We start from the raw sequence: 20643 nt of genomic DNA, 5'->3' as shown, positions 1-20643 counted from the left end.
CGTCGGTGCCGTCCAGGGCGCGGTCCACGTCCAGGGCTGTGGCCAGGCGGGCCGGACCTTTGGCCAGTTCCTTGTCATTGCGGGCCGAGAGTCGACGGGTGCGCGCCAGCTCGGCGCCCTCGATGATCTCGCCGGCCCGGAGCAGAACGGCGCTCGCCGTCCCGTCCGGTCCGCACACCAGGTTCATGCAGTGCCACATGCCGTAGGTGAAGTAGACGTACACATGTCCGGGCGGGCCGAACATCACGTCGTTGCGGGGGGTGCGTCCGCGGTAGGCGTGGGAGCCGGGGTCGTCCGGGCCGTCGTAGGCCTCCACCTCTGTCAGGCGCAGTGCGATCGGACCGTCCGGAGTCGTACGTACGAGGATGCGGCCGAGGAGGTCGGGGGCCACTTCCAGTACGGGCCGGTCGAAGAACTTCCGGGGCAGGGGCGTACGGTCGGGGGTCGCGATCATGCCGTCCGAGGGTAGTGCAGGCGGGTGGGTGCGGTGGGGTGGTCAGGGGGCGTTCGTCTTGCCAGGGTGGGGCCCGGAACCGGCCACGGCCGGATCGCGTTTGTAGTGATCAGAGACGTAGTCATCGAGGGAGAGACATGGCGTTCAAGAAGCTGCTCGCGAGTCTGGGGGCCGGCGGGGCTTCGGTCGAGACGGTGCTGACCGAGGTCAACGTCGTGCCGGGCGGCGTGGTCCAGGGTGAGGTGCGGATCCAGGGCGGGTCCGTGAACCAGCAGATCGAGGCGCTGTCGGTCGGCCTGCAGGCCAAGGTCGAGGTCGAGGGCCAGGACACGGAGTACAAGCAGGACATCGAGTTCACGAAGGTGCGCCTCGGCGGTGCCTTCGAGCTGCAGGCGAACGCGGTGCACGCGGTGCCGTTCGGGCTGGACATCCCGTGGGAGACGCCGATCACCATGATCGACGGTCAGGCGCTGCGCGGGATGCACATCGGTGTGACCACCGAGTTGGAGATCGCGCGTGCGGTGGACTCCGGTGACCTGGACCCGATCAATGTGCACCCGCTGCCGGCGCAGAAGGCGATCCTGGACGCCTTCATCCAGCTGGGCTTCCGCTTCAAGAACGCGGACATGGAGCGTGGTCACATTCGGGGTACGCGGCAGAAGCTGCCGTTCTACCAGGAGATCGAGTTCCTGCCGCCGCAGCAGTACCGGGGGCTGAACCAGGTCGAGTTGAGCTTTGTGGCCGACGCGCAGGTGATGGACGTCGTGCTGGAGATGGACAAGAAGCCGGGTCTGTTCAGCGAGGGCAGCGACACGTTCCGGTCGTTCCAGGTGGGGCTGCACGACTACCAGGGCACCGACTGGGTGGCCTATCTCAACCAGTGGCTGTCCGAAGTCGGCAGCAAGCGCAACTGGTTCTAGGCTCGGAACCCACTGAACCATCCGATCAGGAGGTACCGAGGTGACCGAGCTCAAGAGGCGGCCGCTCCCCCACGACTTCCATCCGCCTGTACCGTCGTTCACGGTCACGAGTGAGGATGTGCAGGAGGGCGCGACCCTCAAGGACGCTCAGGTCCACGCGGCCGGCAACGTCTCACCGCAGCTGCGGTGGGAGGGCTTCCCGGCCGAGACCAGGAGTTTCGCCGTGACGTGCTACGACCCGGACGCCCCGACGGGCAGCGGGTTCTGGCACTGGGTCCTTTTCGACATCCCGGTCTCGGTGACGGAGCTGCCGGCGGGTGCGGGCAGCGGGAAGTTCGAGGGCCTGCCGGAGGGCGCGGTGCACGTGCGCAACGACTACGGCACGAAGGACTTCGGCGGTGCCGCGCCGCCGCCCGGGGACGGGCCGCACCGGTATGTGTTCACGGTGTACGCCGTGGACCAGGAGAAGCTCGGTCCGGACGCGGACGTCAGTCCGGCCGTCGTGGGCTTCAATCTGCGGTTCCACACGCTGGCGCGCGCCCAGCTCATCGGTGAGTACGAGGTGCCTGCCGAAGCCTGACGTTCACTGAACGTTTGCCCGCCTCTGGTCTGGGAGTGATCGGAGGCGGGCATTTTTGTCGCCAGGGGGCCGCGAGGGTCGTACCTCGTGGAGCAGCGGATATTGCGTTGTCCATCTCGGCGTGCACGGCCAGAGTTGATCCCAGCCCGCCATGGGGTGGGCCGGTGCACACGGGAGGTGGGCTGGTATGCGGGACACGCTGGTACTGAACGCGAGCTTCGAGCCGCTGTCGACGGTGACGTTGAACCGAGCCGTCGTTCTGGTGCTCCAGGACAAGGCGGTCGTCGAGCAGGCCCACCCCGAACTGCGTATGCGCGGAGCCGCGGTCGACATACCGGCGCCCCGGGTCATCAGGTTGTGCAGGTACGTACGGGTGCCGTTCCGAAGACAAGCGCCGTGGTCGAGGCGGGGTGTGCTGGTACGGGACCGGCACAGGTGCGCGTACTGCGGTCGTCGGGCGACGACCGTGGACCACGTGCTGCCGCGGTCCCAGGGTGGTGGGGACACCTGGCTGAACACGGTGGCGTCGTGTGCTGAGGACAATCACCGGAAAGCGAATCGGACGCCGGAGGAGGCGGGGATGCCGCTGCTTCGGGAGCCGTTCGAGCCGACGCCGGCCGATGCGATGTTGCTGGCGCTGGCCCAGGATGACTACGACGCGTTGCCTGAGTGGTTGGCGCAGGCTGCAGCTTGAGGGCGGCGGTAGTTCGTCGGCTGCGGGTTGGTTGTGGTTGTTCGCGCAGGTCCCCGCGCCCCTGAAAAGCAAGGGCGCGGGGGCTGACCTGCGTAGAGACGCGCCCTAGTCGATGCTCGGCTTCTCTCGGCGCTCTGTGCCCGTGCCGCCGTTGCCCGTTGAGCCCGAACCCCCGGCCTTCGGGGCGAAGTTGCCCATGGCGCCGGAGAGGCCCTTGAGGGCGTCGCCGATCTCGCTGGGGACGATCCAGAGCTTGTTGGCGTCGCCTTCGGCGATCTTCGGGAGCATCTGGAGGTACTGGTAGCTGAGCAGTTTCTGGTCCGGGTCGCCGGCGTGGATGGCCTCGAAGACCGTACGGACGGCCTGGGCCTCGCCCTCGGCGCGCAGCGCGGCGGCCTTGGCCTCACCTTCGGCGCGCAGGATCTGGGACTGCTTCTCACCTTCGGCGCGCAGGATCTCGGACTGCCGGACACCTTCGGCCTGGAGGATCGCGGCGCGCTTGTCGCGGTCGGCGCGCATCTGCTTCTCCATCGAGTCCTGGATGGAGGTGGGCGGTTCGATCGCCTTGAGTTCGACGCGGTTGACGCGGATGCCCCACTTGCCGGTGGCCTCGTCGAGTACGCCGCGCAGGGCCGCGTTGATCTCCTCGCGGGAGGTGAGGGTGCGCTCCAGGTCCATGCCGCCGATGATGTTGCGCAGGGTGGTGACCGTCAGCTGCTCGATGGCCTGGATGTAGCTGGCGACTTCGTAGGTCGCGGCCCGCGCGTCGGTGACCTGGTAGTAGATGACCGTGTCGATGTTGACGACCAGGTTGTCCTGGGTGATCACCGGCTGGGGCGGGAACGGGACGACCTGTTCGCGCAGGTCGATGCGGTTGCGGATGGTGTCGATGAACGGGACTACGATGTTGAGGCCCGCGTTCAGTGTCCGCGTGTAGCGGCCGAAGCGCTCCACGATGGCGGCGCTGGCCTGTGGGATGACCTGGATCGTCTTGATCAGGGCGATGAAGACCAACACCACCAGAATGATCAGGACGATGATGACCGGTTCCATGGTCGTTCCCCGTACCCTTCTCCGCCTCGGCGCGTTCGGTGGATCCGCTCTCGGCGGGTCCTGTTGATGCAGATCTTATGGTTGTTGAAGATCTTGCTGGTCGAGTCTGACAGACCGTCGCTCGGCAGGTGCGGTGTTCGGCCACCTTGCGTGGGTGCGGGGTCACATGACGATCGCCGTGGCTCCTTCGATGTCCACGACATCGACTTCCTGACCCGCTTCGTAGACGCTGTCGGTGTCGAGGGCGCGGGCCGACCAGACCTCGCCGGCGAGTTTGATGCGTCCGCCCGAGTTGTCGACGCGTTCCAGTACGACGGCTTGTCTGCCCTTCAGCGCCTCGACGCCGGTGGCGAGTTGGGGTCGTTGGGCGCGGTGCCGGTTGGCGATGGGGCGTACCACCGCGATCAGGGCGGTGGAGACGACGGCGAAGACCACGACCTGGAAGACGGCGTCACCGCCGAAGAGGCCGGCGGTCGCCGAGGCCGCGACGGCGCCCACCGCGAGCATGCCGAGTTCGGGCATCGCGGTGATGACGAGTCCGATGCCGAGCCCGGCCGCCGCGATCAACCACCATACCCACGCGTCGATTTCCACACGGTCATGGTAGGACCGCGGAAGGTGCGCGGACAGGGCGCGATCTGGTTTGGGAGGGGCTTCTTACCCGTGTCTTCGCGGGGACTTCACCGGCTCAGGACAGCGGCAGGCCCTGGGCGGTCCAGCGCTCGCCGACCTGTTCGACGACGAGCGGGAGGCCGAAGCAGCGGGAGAGGTTGCGGGAGGTGAGTTCGAGCTCCAGCGGGCCGGCGGCGAGGACCTTGCCCTGGCGGATCATGAGGACGTGGGTGAAGCCGGGGGCGATCTCCTCGACGTGGTGGGTGACCATGAGCATCGAGGGGGCGATCGGGTCGCGGGCGAGGCGGCCGAGGCGGCGTACGAGGTCCTCGCGGCCGCCGAGGTCGAGGCCGGCGGCGGGCTCGTCGAGCAGGAGGAGCTCGGGGTCGGTCATCAGGGCGCGGGCGATCAGGGTGCGCTTGCGCTCGCCCTCGGAGAGGGTGCCGAACTTGCGCTCCAGGTAGTCGGACATGCCGAGGCGGTCGAGGAAGGCACGGGCGCGCTGCTCGTCGACCTCGTCGTAATCCTCGTGCCAGGTCGCGGTCATGCCGTACGCGGCCGTGAGCACGGTCTCCAGGACGGTCTGGCGCTTGGGGAGCTTGTCGGCCATGGCGATGCCGGCCATGCCGATGCGGGGGCGCAGTTCGAAGACGTCGACCTTGCCGAGGGTGTCGCCGAGGATGGTGGCGGTGCCCTTGCTGGGGAAGAGGTAGCTGGACGCGACATTGAGGAGGGTGGTCTTGCCGGCGCCGTTGGGGCCGAGGATGACCCAGCGCTCGCCCTCCTTGACCGACCAGGAGACCTGGTCCACCAGAGCCCGGCCCTCACGGACCACGGATACGTCCTGAAGCTCCAGAACATCGCTCATGAGCGCGTTGTCTCCCCTTGCAGTGTGGCCGGTCTCGGCTGTCGCGTACGCCTGTGGCTCGGTCCGCCGCGCCGGTGGGCGCAGCCCTCAACGAAATCTACGCCACCGGTCGGCCGGTCCATTCCCTCGGCCCGGTACTTAGGGTGGGAGCATGCTCTCGGAACCACGCTCAGGACGCCTTGCCGCTTGGGGAAATGCCCTTCTTGCCGGACTTGTCTCGCCGGACGACGCCGTGCTCGCCATCGTCGGTGAGGACGCCGTGCACCGGGTGGAGGGGCTGCCGGGTGAGCCGGCGGCCGTCGGACTCACGCTCGCGCTCGGGCGGCTGCGGGCGCTCGGGGTGAGCGGACTGCGGGTCGCGCTGCCGGCGCCGGGGCATCCGCTGGGGCTGAGCGGGCCGCCGGAGTTCAATGCGCGGGCGCTGGAGGCCGAGGAGGCGGTGATCTGCCACGGGGGTGCGCTGGGGCTGGTTCCCGAGGTGTACGAGGCCGGGCCGGACGGCGATGTACATGTCGAGGTCGTGTGGCACTGTCTGCCGGTGCGGGAGGCGCCGCCGGCCGATGTGCCCTCGCTCGGGGAGGCGGAGCGGGAGCTGGCGGAGGCGCTCAGGGAGGCGACCCAGGTGCTGACCCGGCTGGACGTGGCCGGGTCGGGGCCGGTGGCCGAGGCGGCGATCGACGCGTACCGGGGGCGGGCCGAGCGGGGGCGGGAGGTGCTGGCGCCGGGGTATCCGGGGCGGGCGGTGCGAGTGCTGGAGCTGGCACAGCGGGTCGGGTTGCTGATCTCGGTGGCGTACGAGAACGGTCACGGGGGTGCGGTGAGCGCCTCGGAGATGGCGGCCCGGGCGGAGGTGCTGCGGCCGGTGGAGCGGACGGCTCGGCGGGCGCAGGTCGCGGCGTACAACTCAATGGTGGAGGAGCGGGAGCGGCGGTGAGGCGTCCGTCGCCTCGGTGAGCGGCGTTGGTGTGGGCGTGGGCCGGGGGCTCCGCCCCAGACCGCGGCCTCCCCAGTGAAGAGGCCCGCGAGTCGTCCTCACTCGCGGGGCCCCTGCGGCGGCCGGTCGGCGTCAGTCGTGGGGGACGTGGGTCGGGAGCTTGCCCACGCGGTCCGGGCCGACGGCCGACACAGCGGAGCTCAGTGGTTGATGCCGAGGTTGCCGAAGGCCGGGTTCAGCACACCGACGACGTTCACGCTGTTGCCGACGGCGTTCACCGGAACGTGCACCGGGGCCTGGACGAGGTTGCCCGAGATGACACCCGGCGAGTGCTCGGCCTTGCCGGTGGCGTGCGATCCGTCGGTGGCGGAGGCCATACCGGCACCGGCGGCCACCAGACCACCGGCCACCATCGTCACGGCCGCTGCCTTCTTCAGGTTCTTCACTTCGTAAGCCCTTCTGATGCGATTGCCACGGCCACTCGCCGTAGCACGCACTGAAGAACGCTGGAGCCACGCGGAGGATGCGCCATCCGGGGGACATTCCCACGACGGTATGAATCTCAGCTCGGAGCGGAACCTTCCGTATTGCCGTACGGAGTGCTTTTCGGCCTGTTTCAACCAGTCACGCCATGGCGTACGGCCCACAGGGCGGCCTGCGTGCGGTCCGCCAGGTCGAGTTTCATCAGGATGTTCGAGACGTGGGTCTTGACGGTCTTCTCGGAGAGGACCAGTGCGCGGGCGATCTCGCGGTTGGAGCGGCCGTCCGCTATCAGACCGAGCACCTCGCGTTCCCGCTCGGTGAGCGAACCGGCCCTTCCCTGGCCGGAGTTGGCCTCCTCCTGCGACAACAGGGCGCCCGCCACCTCGGGTTGGAGCAGGATGTGCCCGGCGTGCACCGAGCGGATGGCGCCGGCAAGCGCGTCGGGGTCGACGTCCTTGTAGACGTACCCGGCGGCGCCGGCGCGCAGGGCCGGGACGACCGTGCGCTGCTCGGTGAAGCTGGTCACGATCAGCACGCGCGCGGGGTTGCCCAGCTCGCGGAGTCTGCGCAGTGCCTCGACGCCGTCCATGCCGGGCATCTTGACGTCCATCAGGACGATGTCGGGCCTCAGTTCCTCGGCGCGGGCGACGCCCTCGGCGCCGTCGGCGGCCTCGCCCACGACCTCGATGTCGTCCTGTACTTCGAGGAAGGTGCGCAGGCCGCGGCGGACCACCTGGTGGTCGTCGACGAGCAGCACCCTGATTGCGTCAGCCACCGGGGACCTCCATCTCGATCGTGGTGCCCTTGCCGGGCGCCGACTCCACGGTGAGCGTGCCACCCACGCCGCCCGCCCGGTCCCGCATGGAGACCAGGCCGAGGTGGCGTCCGGCACGGCGTATCGCGCGCGGGTCGAAGCCGCCGCCGTCGTCCGTGACGCGCAGGACGGCGCCGCTGCCGTGCCTGGCCAGGGTCACGTCGACCCGGTCGGCGCCGGAGTGCCGCAGGGCGTTGTGCAGGGCCTCCTGGGCGACACGCAGCAGGGCCTCCTCCTGGGCGGCGGGCAGCGCGCGCACGCCGTGGGCGGCGAATGTCACGCGCGCGGTGTGGGCGCGGTCGAGGACCTGCGCCTGGGTGCGCAGGGTGGCCACGAGGCCGTCCTCGTCGAGGGCCGCGGGGCGCAACTCGACGACGGCGGCGCGCAGTTCGTCGACGGCCTCGGCGGCGAGCGTGGCCACCTGCTGCAGTTCGCCCTTGGCGCGGGCCGGGTCGCGGTCGATGAGGGCGGTGGCGGCCTGGGCGGTCAGGCGCAGGGAGAAGAGCTTCTGGCTGACCGCGTCGTGCAGCTCGTGGGCCAGGCGGGAGCGCTCCTCGGCGATGGTGAGCTCGCGGCTGCGTTCGTACAGGCGGGCGTTGGTGAGGGCGATCGCGGCGTGCTGGGCGAGGATGGACAGCAGTTCCTCGTCGTCGGCGGTGAAGCCGCAGGCGCCTTCCGGCTCGGGGCACGGGGGGTGTCCCTCCACGGAACGCAGCTTGTTGGCGAGGAACAGGGCGCCTATCACCTCGTCGCCGTCGCGGATGGGCAGGCCCAGGAAGTCGGCGAGGTCGGGGTGGGCGGAGGGCCAGCCCTCGAAGCGTGGGTCCGTGCGCACGTCGGCCAGGCGCTGGGGCTTCGCGTCCTGGAGCATCGCGGCGAGGATGCCGTGCTGGCGGGGCAGCGGGCCGATCTTCTTCCACTGTTCGTCGCTGACCCCGTCGACCACGAACTGCGCGAAGCCGCCGTGGTCGTCCGGAACGCCCAGCGCGGCGTACTGCGCGTCGAGCAGCTCGCGGGCCGAGGCGACGATCGTCTTGAGGACGTCACGCACCTCGAGATGCCTGCTCATGGCCAGCAGCGCGGAACTCACCGCGGCGAGGCCGGACCGGGGACCTTGACTCATGACGTCAACGCTACCGGCGGGGTGTGACAGCGCGGATCGGACCGGTGACGGCAGCCGCCTAGGCCGCTGGGCCTAGGGCTGAGGTCGTGGCTCGCTGGCTTAGGTCGAAGGGCCCCGCCGCTTTGCGGCCCGCGTCCGAGGCGGGGCGGGGTCCCCGGTTCCTACGTTGAGGGCACGCCGACCGAGCGGCGTCGAGGACGAGGGGAACGTGTCATGCCGGTAGCGATCATCACGGGAGCGTCGAAGGGGCTGGGGCGGGCGCTCGCCGAGGCCCTGGCCGCGCGCGGGTGGGACCTGGTGCTGGACGCCAGGGGCGAGCGGACGCTGAAGGAGACGGCGGCCGCGCTCGCGGGGCACGGCACCCAGGTGGAAGCCCTCTCCGGGGACGTCACGGACGCCGGGCACCGGGCCCAGCTGGTGGCGGCGGCCTGGAAGCTGGGCGGCGTCGATCTGCTGGTGAGCAACGCCAGCGCGCTGGGCGCCGAACCGCTCCTACCGCTGGGCCGGCTGCCCCTGGACGGGCTGCGGCGGGCCCTGGAGGTGAACGTGGTGGCCGCGCTGGGCCTGGTCCAGGAGGCGATGCCGCTGCTGCGGACCTCCCGGCGGGCCGCGGTGATCACGGTCAGCTCCGACGCGGCCGCCGAGGCGTACGAGACGTGGGGCGGCTACGGGGCGTCCAAGGCGGCCCTGGACCAGCTCGCGGCTGTGCTCGCCACGGAGGAGCCCGAGCTGCGGGTCTGGGCGGTCGACCCCGGGGACATGGCGACGGACCTGTATGCGGCGGCCGTACCGGAGGACGACGATCCGCGGCCGGAGCCGGCGAGTGTGGTGCCGGCGTTCCTGCGGCTGCTGGACGAGTGGCCGGCGAGCGGCCGCTATGGGGCGCCGGCCCTGCTGGAGGGGGCGCGATGACGGCGGCTGTCGGGGTGACGCCGGCCGAGCCCGTCCGGGAGTGGGGGAAGGTCCCGGAGGATCTGTCCGCGCGCGTGCCGGCCGAGCAGCGCGGGCCGGGGCTGGACCGGGATGCCGTACGGCTGCTGGTGTCGCAGGGGACTGAGGTGTCGCACCATGCGTTCGCGGAGCTGCCGCGGTTGCTGCGGGCGGGCGATCTGCTGGTCGTGAACACCTCTCCGACGCTGGCCGCGGCGGTGGACGGGTGGATCGGGTACGCGCGCGTGGTGGTGCATTTCTCGACGTGCGGCGACGACGGGCGGTGGGCCGTCGAGTTGCGGGAGCCGGCCGAGAGGGGCACCACGCGCGCGCGTGCGGGCGGTCCGGCGGGGACCGAGGTGCGGTTGCCCGGGGACGGGCGGCTGGTGCTGGAGGAACCGCTGAGTACGAGGGGCGACCGGTTGTGGTGGGCCCAGGCGGCCGGGGCGGAGGTGCGCGAGCTGCTCGGTGAGTACGGGCGGCCCATTCGCTACTCCTACACGGAACGGGACCAGCCGCTCTCCGTGTACCAGACGGTGTTCGCCCTGCCGTCGGCCGACGGTGCGGGCAGCGCGGAGATGCCGAGTGCGGCGCGGCCCTTCACGCATCGGATGGTGGCGGAGCTGGTGAGCCGGGGTGTGCAGTTCGCGCCGATCACTCTGCACACCGGGGTGGCCTCGGCGGAGGCGCACGAGCCGCCGTATCCGGAGCGCTTCGCGGTGCCGGAGTCGTCGGCGCGGCTGATCAACGCGGTGCGGGCCGGGGACGGGAGGGTGATCGCGGTGGGGACCACCGCTGTACGGGCCGTGGAGTCGGCCGTGGGCCCCGACGGGGTGGTGCGGGCGGCCGAGGGGTGGACGGACCTCGTGGTCACGCCCGAGCGCGGGGTGCGGGTGGTGGACGGGCTGCTGACCGGGCTGCACGAGCCGGAGGCCTCGCATCTGCTGATGCTGGAGGCGGTGGCCGGCTCGGCGGCGATCAACCGCGGATACGAGGAGGCGCTGCGCCACCGCTACCTGTGGCACGAGTTCGGGGACGTGCATCTCCTCCTCCCGACAGCCGGTCACGTAGGGCATTGCTCAAGCAACTGTCGGTGAGACTGTTACGCCACCGATGTGAGGCGGCGCATAGGGCGCAAGTCACGTACGAAGGTCAATAGGAGATAAATACACCCGTACCGAACGGGAAGGACGTTCTGATCTGTCCTGATTTGCCCCTGGCTGATCCACTACCCGGGATCGTAGGTCACACCTTTGCCCCTGCTTTTTGCGGCCGCTAAGAATGGCTGCCGTCGCTCAGCGCCGCGGGTCCTCCGCCCGCGGCGTTCGTGCGGGAAGTACCTGACGCCCGCCGGACGTGAGCGACCTCCGCGCTATTCGAAGAGGTCCATCAGAAATGCTCAACAACATCCTTCGTGACCGTAGTCCCGCCCTGACCAAGAACCGCAAGGTCGCCCTCGTCGGTGTCGCCACGCTCGGCGCCGCCGCCGTCGCGATCTCCGCGGTGCCCTCGCACGGGCAGACCACCACCGCCGAGGCCGCCGCCCCGGCGAAGGTCGCGTACAGCGCCGAGCCGGTCAAGGACGTCAAGGCCAGCGTCACCGACCAGCTCGCCGGTGCCAGCGTGAAGGTCGAGGCCATCGCGGCGAAGAAGAAGGCCGCCGCCGAGGCCGCCGCCAAGCAGAAGGCCGCCGCCGAGGCCGCCGCCGCGAAGAAGTCGGAGCAGCGGCGTGAGGCGAAGGCCGCCGCGAGCCGGTCCGTCGAGCGCATCGCGTTCCAGCCGCTCGCCGCGAAGAAGGCCCTCCCGACGAAGGCCTACGGCAACAACCTCGACGGCTGGATCCGCGAGGCGCTGTCCATCATGAAGGCCAAGGGCATCCCCGGCTCCTACCACGGCCTGCACAAGAACATCATGCGGGAGTCCTCGGGCAACCCGAACGCCATCAACAACTGGGACATCAACGCCCAGAACGGCATCCCGTCCAAGGGCCTGCTCCAGGTGATCCCGCCGACCTTCAAGGCGTACCACGTGCCGGGCACCTCCTGGAACATCTACGACCCGGTCGCCAACATCACCGCCGCCGCCAACTACGCGGCCGACCGCTACGGCTCGATCGACAACGTCAACAGCGCGTACTGAGGTCAGCGCGGACCTCTTCCCGCACGACGCGGTCGACGAACGCCGAAGGGCGGCACCCTCCTGACGGGGTGCCGCCCTTCGGCGTCGTACGACCGTGACTACTTCCGCATGACCTCGGGCTCGTGGCGGCGCAGGAAGCGGGACACGAAGAAGCCGCAGATCACACCGAGCACGATCAGGGCGACCATGTCCAGGGTCCACGCGCCGACCGTGTGCTCCCACAGCGGATCGTTGTCGACGCCCTCCTCGGGCGGGCTGATCTTGTTGAAGTCCAGCGTGGCGCCCGCGGCGGCGACCGCCCAGCGGGACGGCATCAGATACGAGAACTGGTTGACGCCGACCGCGCCGTTCAGGGCGAACAGACAGCCCGTGAAGACGACCTGGATGATCGCGAACATGACCAGCAGCGGCATGGTCTTCTCGGCCGTCTTCACCAGCGACGAGATGATCAGGCCGAACATCATCGAGGTGAAACCGAGCGCCATGATCGGCAGGGACAGCTCGATCATCGTGGCGCTGCCCAGGACCAGGCCCTCCTGAGGCAGCTCACGGCTGGAGAAGCCGATCACACCGACCAGCAGGCCCTGGAACACGGTGATCATGCCCAGCACGAACACCTTGGACATCAGGTACGCGGAGCGGGACAGGCCGGTCGCGCGCTCCCGCTCGTAGATGACCCGTTCCTTGATCAGCTCACGGACCGAGTTGGCGGCACCGGCGAAGCAGGCGCCGACCGCGAGGATCAGCAGGACGGTGGTGGCCGTGCCGTTGGGGATGATCCGGCCGGTCTGCGGGTTGGGGTCGTTGGGCAGCAGGCCGTTGTCCGGCTCGATGAGCAGGCTCACCGCGCCGAGCACGGCCGGCAGGATCACCATCAGGGCGAGGAAGCCCTTGTCGGAGGCGATCACCGACACATAGCGGCGAACCAGCGTGACCCACTGGGACATCCAGCCCTGCGGCTTGGGCGGCTTCATCGCCTGCATGGCCGGCATCGCTACGGCCTGCGGGGCGACGGCGTCGATGTCCGCGGCGTACATCTGGTAGTGCTGCGAGCCCTTCCAGCGGCCCGCCCAGTCGTAGTCGCGGTAGTTCTCGAAGGCGGAGAAGACGTCGGCCCAGGTGTCGTAGCCGAAGAAGTTCAGCGCCTCCTCGGGCGGGCCGAAGTAGGCGACCGAGCCGCCCGGGGCCATCACCAGGAGCTTGTCACACAGTGCCAGCTCGGCCACGGAGTGGGTGACCACGAGGACGGTGCGGCCGTCGTCGGCGAGGCCGCGCAGCAGCTGCATGACGTCGCGGTCCATGCCCGGGTCGAGACCGGAGGTCGGCTCGTCGAGGAAGATCAGCGACGGCTTGGTCAGCAGCTCCAGGGCGACGGAGACGCGCTTGCGCTGGCCGCCGGACAGGGAGGTGACCTTCTTGTCCTTGTGGATGTCGAGCTTGAGCTCGCGCAGCACCTCGTCGATGCGGGCCTCGCGCTCGGCGGCCGTGGTGTCGGCCGGGAAGCGCAGCTTGGCCGCGTACTTGAGGGCCTTCTTGACGGTCAGCTCCTTGTGCAGGATGTCGTCCTGCGGAACCAGGCCGATGCGCTGGCGCAGCTCGGCGAACTGCTTGTAGAGGTTCCGGTTGTCGTACAGGACCTCGCCCTGGTTGGCGGGCCGGTAACCGGTGAGCGCCTTCAGCAGGGTCGACTTGCCAGAGCCGGACGGGCCGATGACCGCGATCAGCGACTTCTCCGGGACGCCGAAGGAGACGTCCTTGAGGATCTGCTTGCCGCCGTCGACCGTGACGGTCAGGTGGCGGGCGGAGAAGGACACCTCACCGGTGTCGACGAACTCCTCCAGCCGGTCGCCGACGATACGGAACGTCGAGTGGCCGACGCCCACGATGTCGGTCGGGCCGAGCAGTTGGGAGCCGCCCTTGGCGATCGGCTGACCGTTGACGTACGTGCCGTTGTGCGAGCCGAGGTCGCGGATCTCCATGCGCCCGTCGGGCGTGGAGTGGAACTCGGCGTGGTGGCGCGAGACCTGCAGGTCGGAGACGACCAGGTCGTTCTCCAGGGCACGACCGATGCGCATCACGCGGCCGAGCGCGAACTGGTGGAACGTCGTCGGACTGCGGTCGCCGTAGACCGGCGGCGCCCCCGCCGCACCGCCGGGCACCTTCTGCGCGTACTGCTCCGCCGGGCCCTGCTGCTGAGGGAACGGCTGCGCGTACTGCTCCGCCGGACCCTCCTGCTGAGGGAACGGCTGGGCGGGCTGCTGCCGGCCCGCCTGCGGCGCCTGCTGCGGCGGCGCCTGCTGCGACCAGCCCGGGTTCGCGCCCTGCGCGGCGAACGGCTGCTGCTGGGGCTGGGCCTGGGGCGCGACGGCGGTCGCGGCGCCGGACAGGCTCAGTTGCGGTCCGTCGGTCGCGTTGCCGAGGTGGACGGCCGAGCCGGGGCCGATCTCCAACTGGTGGATCCGCTGGCCCTGCACGAATGTGCCGTTGGTGCTGCCATGGTCCTCGATGACCCAACTACGGCCGTTGAAACTGACCGTGGCGTGCCGCCAGGAGACTCTGGCGTCGTCGAACACGATGTCGCCTTGCGGATCGCGTCCGAGTGTGTAAGCCCTGGACGGGTCGAGCGTCCAGGTCCGTCCATTGGTTTGCAGTACGAGTTCCGGCACTCCATGCCCCACTGAGTTGTCCCCCGAGTTACCCCCGTCGCAGGGAGTCTAGGGATGTCGAACATCGGGGGGAACTATTTCAGTAGCGGCCCCCTGACCGAAAGTCGGGCCTTGTGAAGACCGCTTACGGGCGCATCCCCGTGCGCCGTTGACGGGGTTGAAACCGGCCCGGAGAGTGGTAATCCCACGCGAGGGGGACATGCGCGGCGGCGACGCCGTGCCGCGGATCGGGGGGTCTGCCATGAGTGTCGAGTCATCCGGATACGGCACGAGGCTGCCATGGGTCGACATCCTGCTGTCCGCGATCGCCTCCGTGAGCTGGGCGTTGATCGGAATGGCGGGTACGGCGGCGCTCGGACTGCGTCTGCTGGAGGCGGACTCGGCCGGTTCGCTGGGGCCGATGACCGCGGCGGTGGTGGCCCTTGGGGCCGGTGGTTCGGTCACGCCGTCCGGTGACGTGTCCGCCTTCGGACTGACCGGCGCGGAGGCCACCACGGCCATCGAGATCACGCCATTGGGCGTGAGCCTCGTCGGCGCGCTCCTTTTGTCCTGGTTCTTTCTACGATCCCTGCGGGCGGCGGGAGTTGTGATCTCGCCGTCCGAACTCCTCGCGCGCGCGGGGGCGGTGGTCGCGCTGTTCGTGGCGACGCTGGGCGGCCTGGCGTGGGCCGGGCACGACGTCATCACGATCGACGGGGGCGCACTCGGCCTCGACGACCTGCCCGGCGGCTCGGGTTCCGGAGGCATCGAGATTCCCGGGCTCGGTGACGTGGGGGACATCGGGGGGCTGCTGCCCGACCGGGTCGGCGACCTGATCGACGCGGAGGCGGCGGTGGGGTTCGGCGTCGACACCGCACCCACGCTGCTCGGCGGGCTGGGCTGGGCCACCGGCGTGCTGCTGGTCGCGCTGCTGGCCTCCCGCCGCACTCCCCTGCCACGCGGCTGGCAGGCGGTGCACCGGGTCGTACGGCCGGCCGTGTCCGCGCTGGTCACGGTGCTCCTGATGGCGGTGGCGGCGGGGCTCGCGGCGGCGGCGTACGCGGCGATCGGCGACGACCATCCCCGGCGGATCGCGGGGGCGGCGCTGCTGGGGGCGCCGAACGGGGTGTGGCTGGGCATTCCCATCGGCCTGTTCGTGCCGTGGCACGGGGAGGCGTCGGGGGCGCTGACCCGCTTTCTGCCGGATCCGCTGGACGACCTGCTGGTCGACTCGGACCAGCCGGTGACGCTCGGGCGGCTGGCGGAGCTGGACGGTCGGGTGTGGCTGCTGGGGGTGGCAGCGGCGGTCATGATGCTGCTGGCGGGGGTGCTGGTGGCGGTGCGCACGCCGGTGGGGGCGGCTGCCCAGGGGGGCGTACGCGGTTCAGGTGCTCTTGGCTTCGCCGGGCGGTGTGCGCTGCGGCTGGGGGTCGTGACCGCGTTGGCGTTGCCCTTGCTCGGGTGGCTGACGGAGGTGTCCGTGGACGCCTCGCTGTCCGTGCTGGGGTTCGACGCGTTCGGGGCGGGGGTCGAACTGCGCGGGCACCTCGGCATGGCGCTGCTGCTCGGCGCGCTGTGGGGGGCCGGTGCGGGGGCTGTGGGGGCACTGCTCGCGTACGCGAGTGGGGCTGCGGGGCGGCAGGTTGCACCGCTGGCACTCAGTGACGGGGCGGCGGGGGTGCGGGGGTATGCGGGGACCTCGGGGCCGTACGTGCCGAGTACGCCGTACCGGCCGCCGAACCCCGACACCAATCCGTATCTGCGGCTCCCGACCGGACTCCGGAAGCCGCAGGACGCGCGGCCACCGGGTGGGGTGGCTGGGGGCGGGGGTGCGGGGGCGCCCGGTGGGGTGGCTGGGGGCGAGGGGGCACGGCCGCCCGGTGGGGGCGAGGGGGTACGGCCGCCCGGCGGGATGGCCGGGGGCGAGAGCGTACGGCCACCCGGTGGGATCGCTGCGGGCGAGAGCGTACGGCCACCCGGTGGGATCGCTGCGGGCGAGAACCTACGGCCACCCGGTGGGATCGCTGCGGGCGAGAACCTACGGCCACCCGGTGGGATCGCTGCGGGCGAGAACCTACGGCCACCCGGTGGGACGGCTGAGGGCGAGACCGTGCGCGCGCCCAACCGCGAAGACCTGTGGCCGCCGGCAGGCGACGGGGTACGGCCGCCGGGGGGAGACGGCGACGATGTCTACGGCGCTCCGACCGTCGCCCGGCCGTTCGAGCCGCCGCCTCCTCCGACGCCTCGGGGGACGCCAGGGGCCTCGTCGTCCGGAAGGCGGCCTCGGGGTTCCTCTTCCCCGGAGGACGGCTCGCCGCCGCCCGGTCCCCCACCTCCGGGTCCTCCACCCCCGGGGCGGCCGAAGCGTGGCCGGTGAGGCGGGTCGGGGGGCGAAGTCGTGGTCGATCGGTCAGGCGCCCGCCACCGGAGCGACATCCAGGGTTATTGAGTGTTCCGTGTCCGCTGGGCGGACCTGGCAGGCGATCGGCACTGCGTGCCGGTTACCGTGGGAACACCATGAGCGCTTCGCAGACCTCTGACATCCCCACTCTGCTTGTCAAGATCTTCGGCAGGGACAGGCCGGGCATCACGGCCGGACTCTTCGACACCCTCGCCGCCTACTCGGTCGACGTGGTCGACATCGAGCAGGTCGTGACGCGAGGCCGGATCGTGCTGTGCGCGCTCGTGACCGAGCCGCCCCAGGGCCTGGAAGGCGAGCTGCGGGCGACCGTCCACAGCTGGGCGGAGTCGATGAAGATGCAGGCCGAGATCATCTCCGGCCACGGCGACAACCGGCCGCGCGGCCACGGCCGGTCCCTGGTGACGGTGCTCGGGCATCCGCTCACCGCCGAGGCGACGGCCGCGATCGCGGCGCGGATCACCAAGGCCGGCGGCAACATCGACCGTATCTTCCGGCTCGCCAAGTACCCGGTGACCGCGGTCGAGTTCGCGGTGTCCGGCGTGGAGACCGAGCCGCTGCGCACCGCCCTGGTGACCGACGCCGCGGCACTCGGCGTGGACGTGGCGGTCGTGGCGGCGGGACTGCACCGGCGCGCTCAGCGTCTGGTCGTGATGGACGTGGACTCGACCCTCATCCAGGACGAGGTGATCGAGCTCTTCGCCGCGCACGCCGGCTGCGAGGCGGAGGTCGCCGAGGTGACGGCGGCCGCGATGCGCGGGGAGCTGGACTTCGAGCAGTCGCTGCACGCGCGCGTGGCGCTGCTCAAGGGGTTGGACGCGTCGGTGGTGGACAAGGTGCGCAGCGAGGTGCGGCTGACGCCGGGTGCGCGCACGCTGATCCGCACGCTGAAACGACTCGGCTACCAAGTGGGCGTCGTCTCGGGTGGGTTCACCCAGGTCACCGACGACCTCAAGGAACGGCTCGGCCTCGACTTCGCGCAGGCCAACACGCTGGAGATCGTCGACGGCAGGCTGACCGGCCGGGTGACCGGCGAGATCGTGGACCGGGCGGGCAAGGCGCGGCTGCTGCGCCGGTTCGCCGCGGAGGCGGGCGTACCGCTGTCGCAGACGGTGGCGATCGGCGACGGCGCCAACGACCTCGACATGCTGAACTCGGCGGGCCTCGGGGTCGCCTTCAACGCCAAGCCGGTGGTGCGCGAGGCGGCGCACACCGCGGTGAACGTGCCGTTCCTGGACACGGTCCTCTATCTGCTCGGCGTCACTCGCGAGGAGGTCGAGGCGGCGGACGCGCACGAGGACGACTGAACCGGCGACTGAGCCCTTCCCGGGCTGTCCTCCCTGCGCTCCCCTGCCCTGACTTCCCTACGCACGAACCCGAAGGGCCCGGCGCCATGTGGTGCCGGGCCCCTGGTGTGCGCGGTGGGTCACTCGGACGGGGCCCAGTAGTCCAGCAGGGTGGCCACGCCCGGTTCCAGGGACTTCCAGGAGCCGGTGAAGGACAGCACGGCGAAGGCGGCGGCCGGGAAGCCGCGGCGGCTCATCCGCTCGCGGGCGTCGTCGTCGGCCGAGCCGGACAGCACCTCGGCGAGGCCCTGCACGCCCGGGTTGTGTCCGATCAGGAGGACGTTCTGCGCGTCGTCGGGGGTTTCGTTGAGCACAGCGATCAGCTCGCCGGGCGAGGCCTCGTAGACCCGCTCCTCGTAGACGGTCTTCGGCCGGTGCGGGAACTCATGGACGGCGAGCTTCCAGGTCTCCCGGGTCCGGATCGCGGTGGAGCAGAGGGCCAGATCGAAGAGGATGCCGGAGTCGGCCAGCTTACGTCCGGCGACAGCGGCGTCCTTGCGGCCCCGCTCGGCGAGCGGCCGCTCGTGATCGTTCACCTGTGGCCAGTCGGCTTTCGCATGCCGGAAGAGGACAATCCTGCGGGGTTCAGCGACGCTCATGAGATCCAGCTTCGCATGAAACAGGCCATGGGGCGCAGGGAGTTGACGGGCGGCTTGGGGCGTGCTCAGCGCGATATGAGCTGATGAGCGCGCTCGACGAGGTGGGCGATCGCCGGCTCTCCGCTCGCCGCGTGGGCGTCGGAGGGGTTCAGAATCAGCGCCAGCAGCGTGATGAAGGCGAGCGTCGGCAGGGCGAGGGCCCACCAGGGCAGCCGGATGTCGACGCGGCCCGTGGTCGCCGAGCGGGGCCGGGTGTGCGTGCTGGCCGACATGCTGCCTCCGTGGGTCCGTCCTCGATGGTGGTGGCCCGCTCCCGTGGCCACATTTCGAAACTACGGAATCAAGAGCCGCCAACCCATCCGGTGATCCACCCACTTGCCCCTGACCCTCACCCCCTAGGGGATGGTGGGGCCAGCCCCACCATGGACGGCCGAGGGCGTCACGGCGAGGCGATCGACGCGATGACGGCGATGATCACGAAGATGGCGAGGAACGAGCCGAAGACGAGCAGCATCTTCTTCTGGCCGTTGCGGGGGTTCGGGTCGAGCACTGGCATACGGCAAGTCTCGCACCCCGCGATCGAGCCGGACCGGTGGGGGTCAGCGAGCCGCCTCGTCCTCCACCGTGCGGTCGCGGCCCGCCAGGAAGCCCACCGCCATCTGGGGCACCATCAGCGCGGCCATCAGCGCGAGCGGCAGGCCCCAGCCGCCGCTGTGCTGGTAGAGAACGCCCACCAGCAGCGGCCCGGGGATGGAGATCAGATAGCCGGTGCTCTGCGCGAACGCCGACAGTTGCGCGACGCCCGCGCCCGTACGCGCGCGCATCCCGACCATCGTGAGGGCCAGCGGGAAGGCGCAGTTGGAGACACCGAGCAGCAGCGCCCAGGCCCAGGCGCCCCCGGCCGGCGCCACGTACAGCCCTGCGTATCCGGCGAGTCCGCAGACGCCCAGCGCGAACACGATCGGGCCCTGCTGGGGCAGTCGGGTGGCGAGGCGCGGGATGACGAGGGCCAGCGGCACGCCCATCACCATCGTGACGGCGAGGAGCAGTCCGGCCCTGCCCGCGGGGACGCCCGCGTCGCGGAAGATCTGCGCCATCCAGCCCATCGTGATGTACGCGGCGGTGGCCTGGAGCCCGAAGAAGACGGCGAGCGCCCAGGCGGTACGGCTCCGGGTGATCCGCAGCGCGGGAGCCGCGGTGGCCTCCTCGCGCGCGTGCGGCTCACGTCCGGGCGTCTCGGCGGACGCCGACCCTCTGTCCCGTACGCCCCCTCGGTCTCGTACGAACGGAATCCACGGCACCACGGCCGCGGCCGCGAGTGCCGCCCACAGGGCCAGCCCCGACTGCCAACTGCCGCCCAGCGCCTCGGTGATGGGCACGGTCACCGCGGCCGCGAGGGAGGTGCCGAGGGCGAGTGCCATGGAGTACAGGCCGGTCATGGAGCCGACCCGGTCCGGGAACCAGCGCTTGACGATGACCGGCATCAGCACGTTGCTGACCGCGATGCCCATCAGGGCGAGGGCGCTGGCGGCCAGGAACCCGGCCGTGCCGCCCGCGTACGGCCGGACGAGCAGGCCCGCGGCGATGGCCACCATGCCGGCGCACACCACCGCGCCCGGCCCGAAGCGGCGGGCCAGTCGCGGTGCCATGACGCCGAAGACGGCGAAGCAGAGCGGCGGCACCGAGGTGAGCACGCCGGCCACGCTGCCGCTCATGCCGAGCCCGTCACGGACCTCCTCCAGGAGCGCGCCGAGGCTGGTGATGGCGGGGCGGAGGTTCAGGGCGGACAGCACGATGCCGACCACGACCAGTCGCGTGGTCCACGCGCGCGCGGGCGACGTCCCGGGCGCCGTGCGGCGCCCCGCGCGCGTGGGCGGGACTGCCGTCGCCTGCCGGGGTTCGGCCGCGGCCGAACCGCGTATGAGGGGGTGGTGCTGCGTCCGGGTCTCCTCGCTGGCCATGCCGCCCATCATAGAATCATGGGATGATTGGCTGTCCATCCCGGTGCGGTCCGCGGCCGCCGTTCCCGT

General features: G+C 70.8%; 20 protein-coding genes and 1 pseudogene (1 of these 21 cut by a window edge). 9 read left to right on the top strand and 12 right to left on the bottom strand.

Annotated elements, in window-relative coordinates; translation table 11 throughout:
• Positions 1 to 454, bottom strand: the 5' portion of a protein-coding gene (locus tag I2W78_RS32230) for a DNA-3-methyladenine glycosylase (RefSeq protein WP_196463766.1). The gene continues 197 nt to the left of window position 1, outside the view; only the first 454 of its 651 coding nucleotides appear in the window; its start codon is at positions 452 to 454; its stop codon lies off the left edge, out of view.
• A 137-nt stretch (positions 455 to 591) separates the two neighbouring features.
• Between I2W78_RS32230 and I2W78_RS32225 the strand changes: the two genes are divergently transcribed.
• From I2W78_RS32225 to I2W78_RS32215, 3 genes are all read left to right on the top strand, one after another.
• Positions 592 to 1374, top strand: a complete 783-nt coding sequence (locus I2W78_RS32225) for a sporulation protein (protein ID WP_196463765.1) — start codon at positions 592 to 594, stop codon at positions 1372 to 1374.
• A gap of 40 nt (positions 1375 to 1414) precedes the next feature.
• Positions 1415 to 1954, top strand: a complete 540-nt coding sequence (locus I2W78_RS32220) for a YbhB/YbcL family Raf kinase inhibitor-like protein (protein ID WP_196463764.1) — start codon at positions 1415 to 1417, stop codon at positions 1952 to 1954.
• A gap of 187 nt (positions 1955 to 2141) precedes the next feature.
• Positions 2142 to 2648 (top strand): HNH endonuclease, encoded by a 507-nt coding sequence (locus I2W78_RS32215; RefSeq protein WP_196463763.1) that lies wholly within the window; start codon positions 2142 to 2144, stop codon positions 2646 to 2648.
• Positions 2649 to 2753: 105 nt separating this feature from the next.
• Here I2W78_RS32215 and I2W78_RS32210 read toward each other — a convergent pair whose 3' ends face one another.
• The 3 genes and pseudogenes from I2W78_RS32210 to I2W78_RS32200 form a co-directional block, all read right to left on the bottom strand.
• Positions 2754 to 3701 carry an SPFH domain-containing protein gene (locus tag I2W78_RS32210; protein ID WP_196463762.1) on the bottom strand — a complete coding sequence of 316 codons (948 nt, stop codon included), beginning with the start codon at positions 3699 to 3701 and terminating at the stop codon, positions 2754 to 2756.
• Positions 3702 to 3863: 162 nt separating this feature from the next.
• Complete coding sequence (locus I2W78_RS32205) at positions 3864 to 4295, bottom strand: NfeD family protein (protein ID WP_196463761.1); 432 nt, start codon at positions 4293 to 4295, stop codon at positions 3864 to 3866.
• Positions 4296 to 4656: 361 nt separating this feature from the next.
• Positions 4657 to 5181, bottom strand: a pseudogene (locus tag I2W78_RS32200) (ABC transporter ATP-binding protein); the annotation flags it as partial.
• 151 nt (positions 5182 to 5332) lie between these two features.
• Between I2W78_RS32200 and I2W78_RS32195 the strand changes: the two are divergent.
• Positions 5333 to 6115 (top strand): hypothetical protein, encoded by a 783-nt coding sequence (locus tag I2W78_RS32195; protein ID WP_196463759.1) that lies wholly within the window; start codon positions 5333 to 5335, stop codon positions 6113 to 6115.
• Between the two features lie 200 nt (positions 6116 to 6315).
• Here I2W78_RS32195 and chpE read toward each other — a convergent pair whose 3' ends face one another.
• From chpE to I2W78_RS32180, 3 genes are all read right to left on the bottom strand, one after another.
• Entirely contained in the window at positions 6316 to 6561 is a 246-nt protein-coding gene (gene chpE, locus I2W78_RS32190; protein ID WP_196463758.1) for a chaplin ChpE, read from the bottom strand.
• Positions 6562 to 6731: 170 nt separating this feature from the next.
• Positions 6732 to 7373, bottom strand: coding sequence for a response regulator (locus I2W78_RS32185; RefSeq protein ID WP_196463757.1), 642 nt, complete (start codon positions 7371 to 7373; stop codon positions 6732 to 6734).
• On the bottom strand, positions 7366 to 8535 hold the full coding sequence (locus I2W78_RS32180; RefSeq protein ID WP_196463756.1) for a GAF domain-containing sensor histidine kinase: 1170 nt from the start codon (positions 8533 to 8535) through the stop codon (positions 7366 to 7368). The genes I2W78_RS32185 and I2W78_RS32180 overlap by 8 nt, the downstream gene beginning before the upstream one ends.
• 213 nt (positions 8536 to 8748) lie before the next feature.
• Here I2W78_RS32180 and I2W78_RS32175 point away from each other — a divergent pair, with 213 nt between their 5' ends.
• The 3 genes from I2W78_RS32175 to I2W78_RS32165 all read left to right on the top strand — a co-directional run bounded on the left by I2W78_RS32175 (position 8749) and on the right by I2W78_RS32165 (position 11604).
• Entirely contained in the window at positions 8749 to 9447 is a 699-nt protein-coding gene (locus I2W78_RS32175) for an SDR family NAD(P)-dependent oxidoreductase (protein ID WP_196463755.1), read from the top strand.
• Positions 9444 to 10562 (top strand): S-adenosylmethionine:tRNA ribosyltransferase-isomerase, encoded by a 1119-nt coding sequence (locus I2W78_RS32170; RefSeq protein ID WP_196463754.1) that lies wholly within the window; start codon positions 9444 to 9446, stop codon positions 10560 to 10562. Before I2W78_RS32175 ends, I2W78_RS32170 begins: the two co-directional genes overlap by 4 nt.
• A gap of 298 nt (positions 10563 to 10860) precedes the next feature.
• The gene (locus I2W78_RS32165; RefSeq protein WP_196463753.1) at positions 10861 to 11604 is read left to right on the top strand and encodes a transglycosylase SLT domain-containing protein; all 744 of its coding nucleotides are present in this window, start codon (positions 10861 to 10863) and stop codon (positions 11602 to 11604) included.
• 98 nt (positions 11605 to 11702) lie between these two features.
• Here I2W78_RS32165 and I2W78_RS32160 read toward each other — a convergent pair whose 3' ends face one another.
• Positions 11703 to 14282, bottom strand: coding sequence for an ABC transporter ATP-binding protein/permease (locus tag I2W78_RS32160; protein ID WP_196463752.1), 2580 nt, complete (start codon positions 14280 to 14282; stop codon positions 11703 to 11705).
• A 229-nt stretch (positions 14283 to 14511) separates the two neighbouring features.
• On the opposite strand from I2W78_RS32160, the gene I2W78_RS32155 reads away from it, so the two are divergent.
• Positions 14512 to 16626 carry a streptophobe family protein gene (locus I2W78_RS32155; RefSeq protein WP_196463751.1) on the top strand — a complete coding sequence of 705 codons (2115 nt, stop codon included), beginning with the start codon at positions 14512 to 14514 and terminating at the stop codon, positions 16624 to 16626.
• A gap of 140 nt (positions 16627 to 16766) precedes the next feature.
• Entirely contained in the window at positions 16767 to 17975 is a 1209-nt protein-coding gene (gene serB / locus I2W78_RS32150; RefSeq protein ID WP_196463750.1) for a phosphoserine phosphatase SerB, read from the top strand.
• Positions 17976 to 18094: 119 nt separating this feature from the next.
• Here serB and I2W78_RS32145 read toward each other — a convergent pair whose 3' ends face one another.
• The 4 genes from I2W78_RS32145 to I2W78_RS32135 all read right to left on the bottom strand — a co-directional run bounded on the left by I2W78_RS32145 (position 18095) and on the right by I2W78_RS32135 (position 20586).
• Positions 18095 to 18613: a SixA phosphatase family protein gene (locus I2W78_RS32145; protein ID WP_196463749.1), complete on the bottom strand. Its 519-nt coding sequence runs from the start codon at positions 18611 to 18613 to the stop codon at positions 18095 to 18097.
• 65 nt (positions 18614 to 18678) lie between these two features.
• Positions 18679 to 18885, bottom strand: coding sequence for a hypothetical protein (locus I2W78_RS32140; protein ID WP_196463748.1), 207 nt, complete (start codon positions 18883 to 18885; stop codon positions 18679 to 18681).
• Positions 18886 to 19052: 167 nt separating this feature from the next.
• Complete coding sequence (locus I2W78_RS41230) at positions 19053 to 19169, bottom strand: SGM_5486 family transporter-associated protein (protein ID WP_269066719.1); 117 nt, start codon at positions 19167 to 19169, stop codon at positions 19053 to 19055.
• A 43-nt stretch (positions 19170 to 19212) separates the two neighbouring features.
• Positions 19213 to 20586, bottom strand: coding sequence for a CynX/NimT family MFS transporter (locus tag I2W78_RS32135; protein WP_196463747.1), 1374 nt, complete (start codon positions 20584 to 20586; stop codon positions 19213 to 19215).
• Between the last annotated feature and the right edge of the window lie 57 nt (positions 20587 to 20643).

Source organism: Streptomyces spinoverrucosus (assembly GCF_015712165.1).
Taxonomy (GTDB): domain Bacteria; phylum Actinomycetota; class Actinomycetes; order Streptomycetales; family Streptomycetaceae; genus Streptomyces; species Streptomyces spinoverrucosus_A.
The sequence above is the reverse complement of the archived record's forward strand: the minus strand, read 5'-3'. Positions and strand labels throughout refer to the sequence as shown.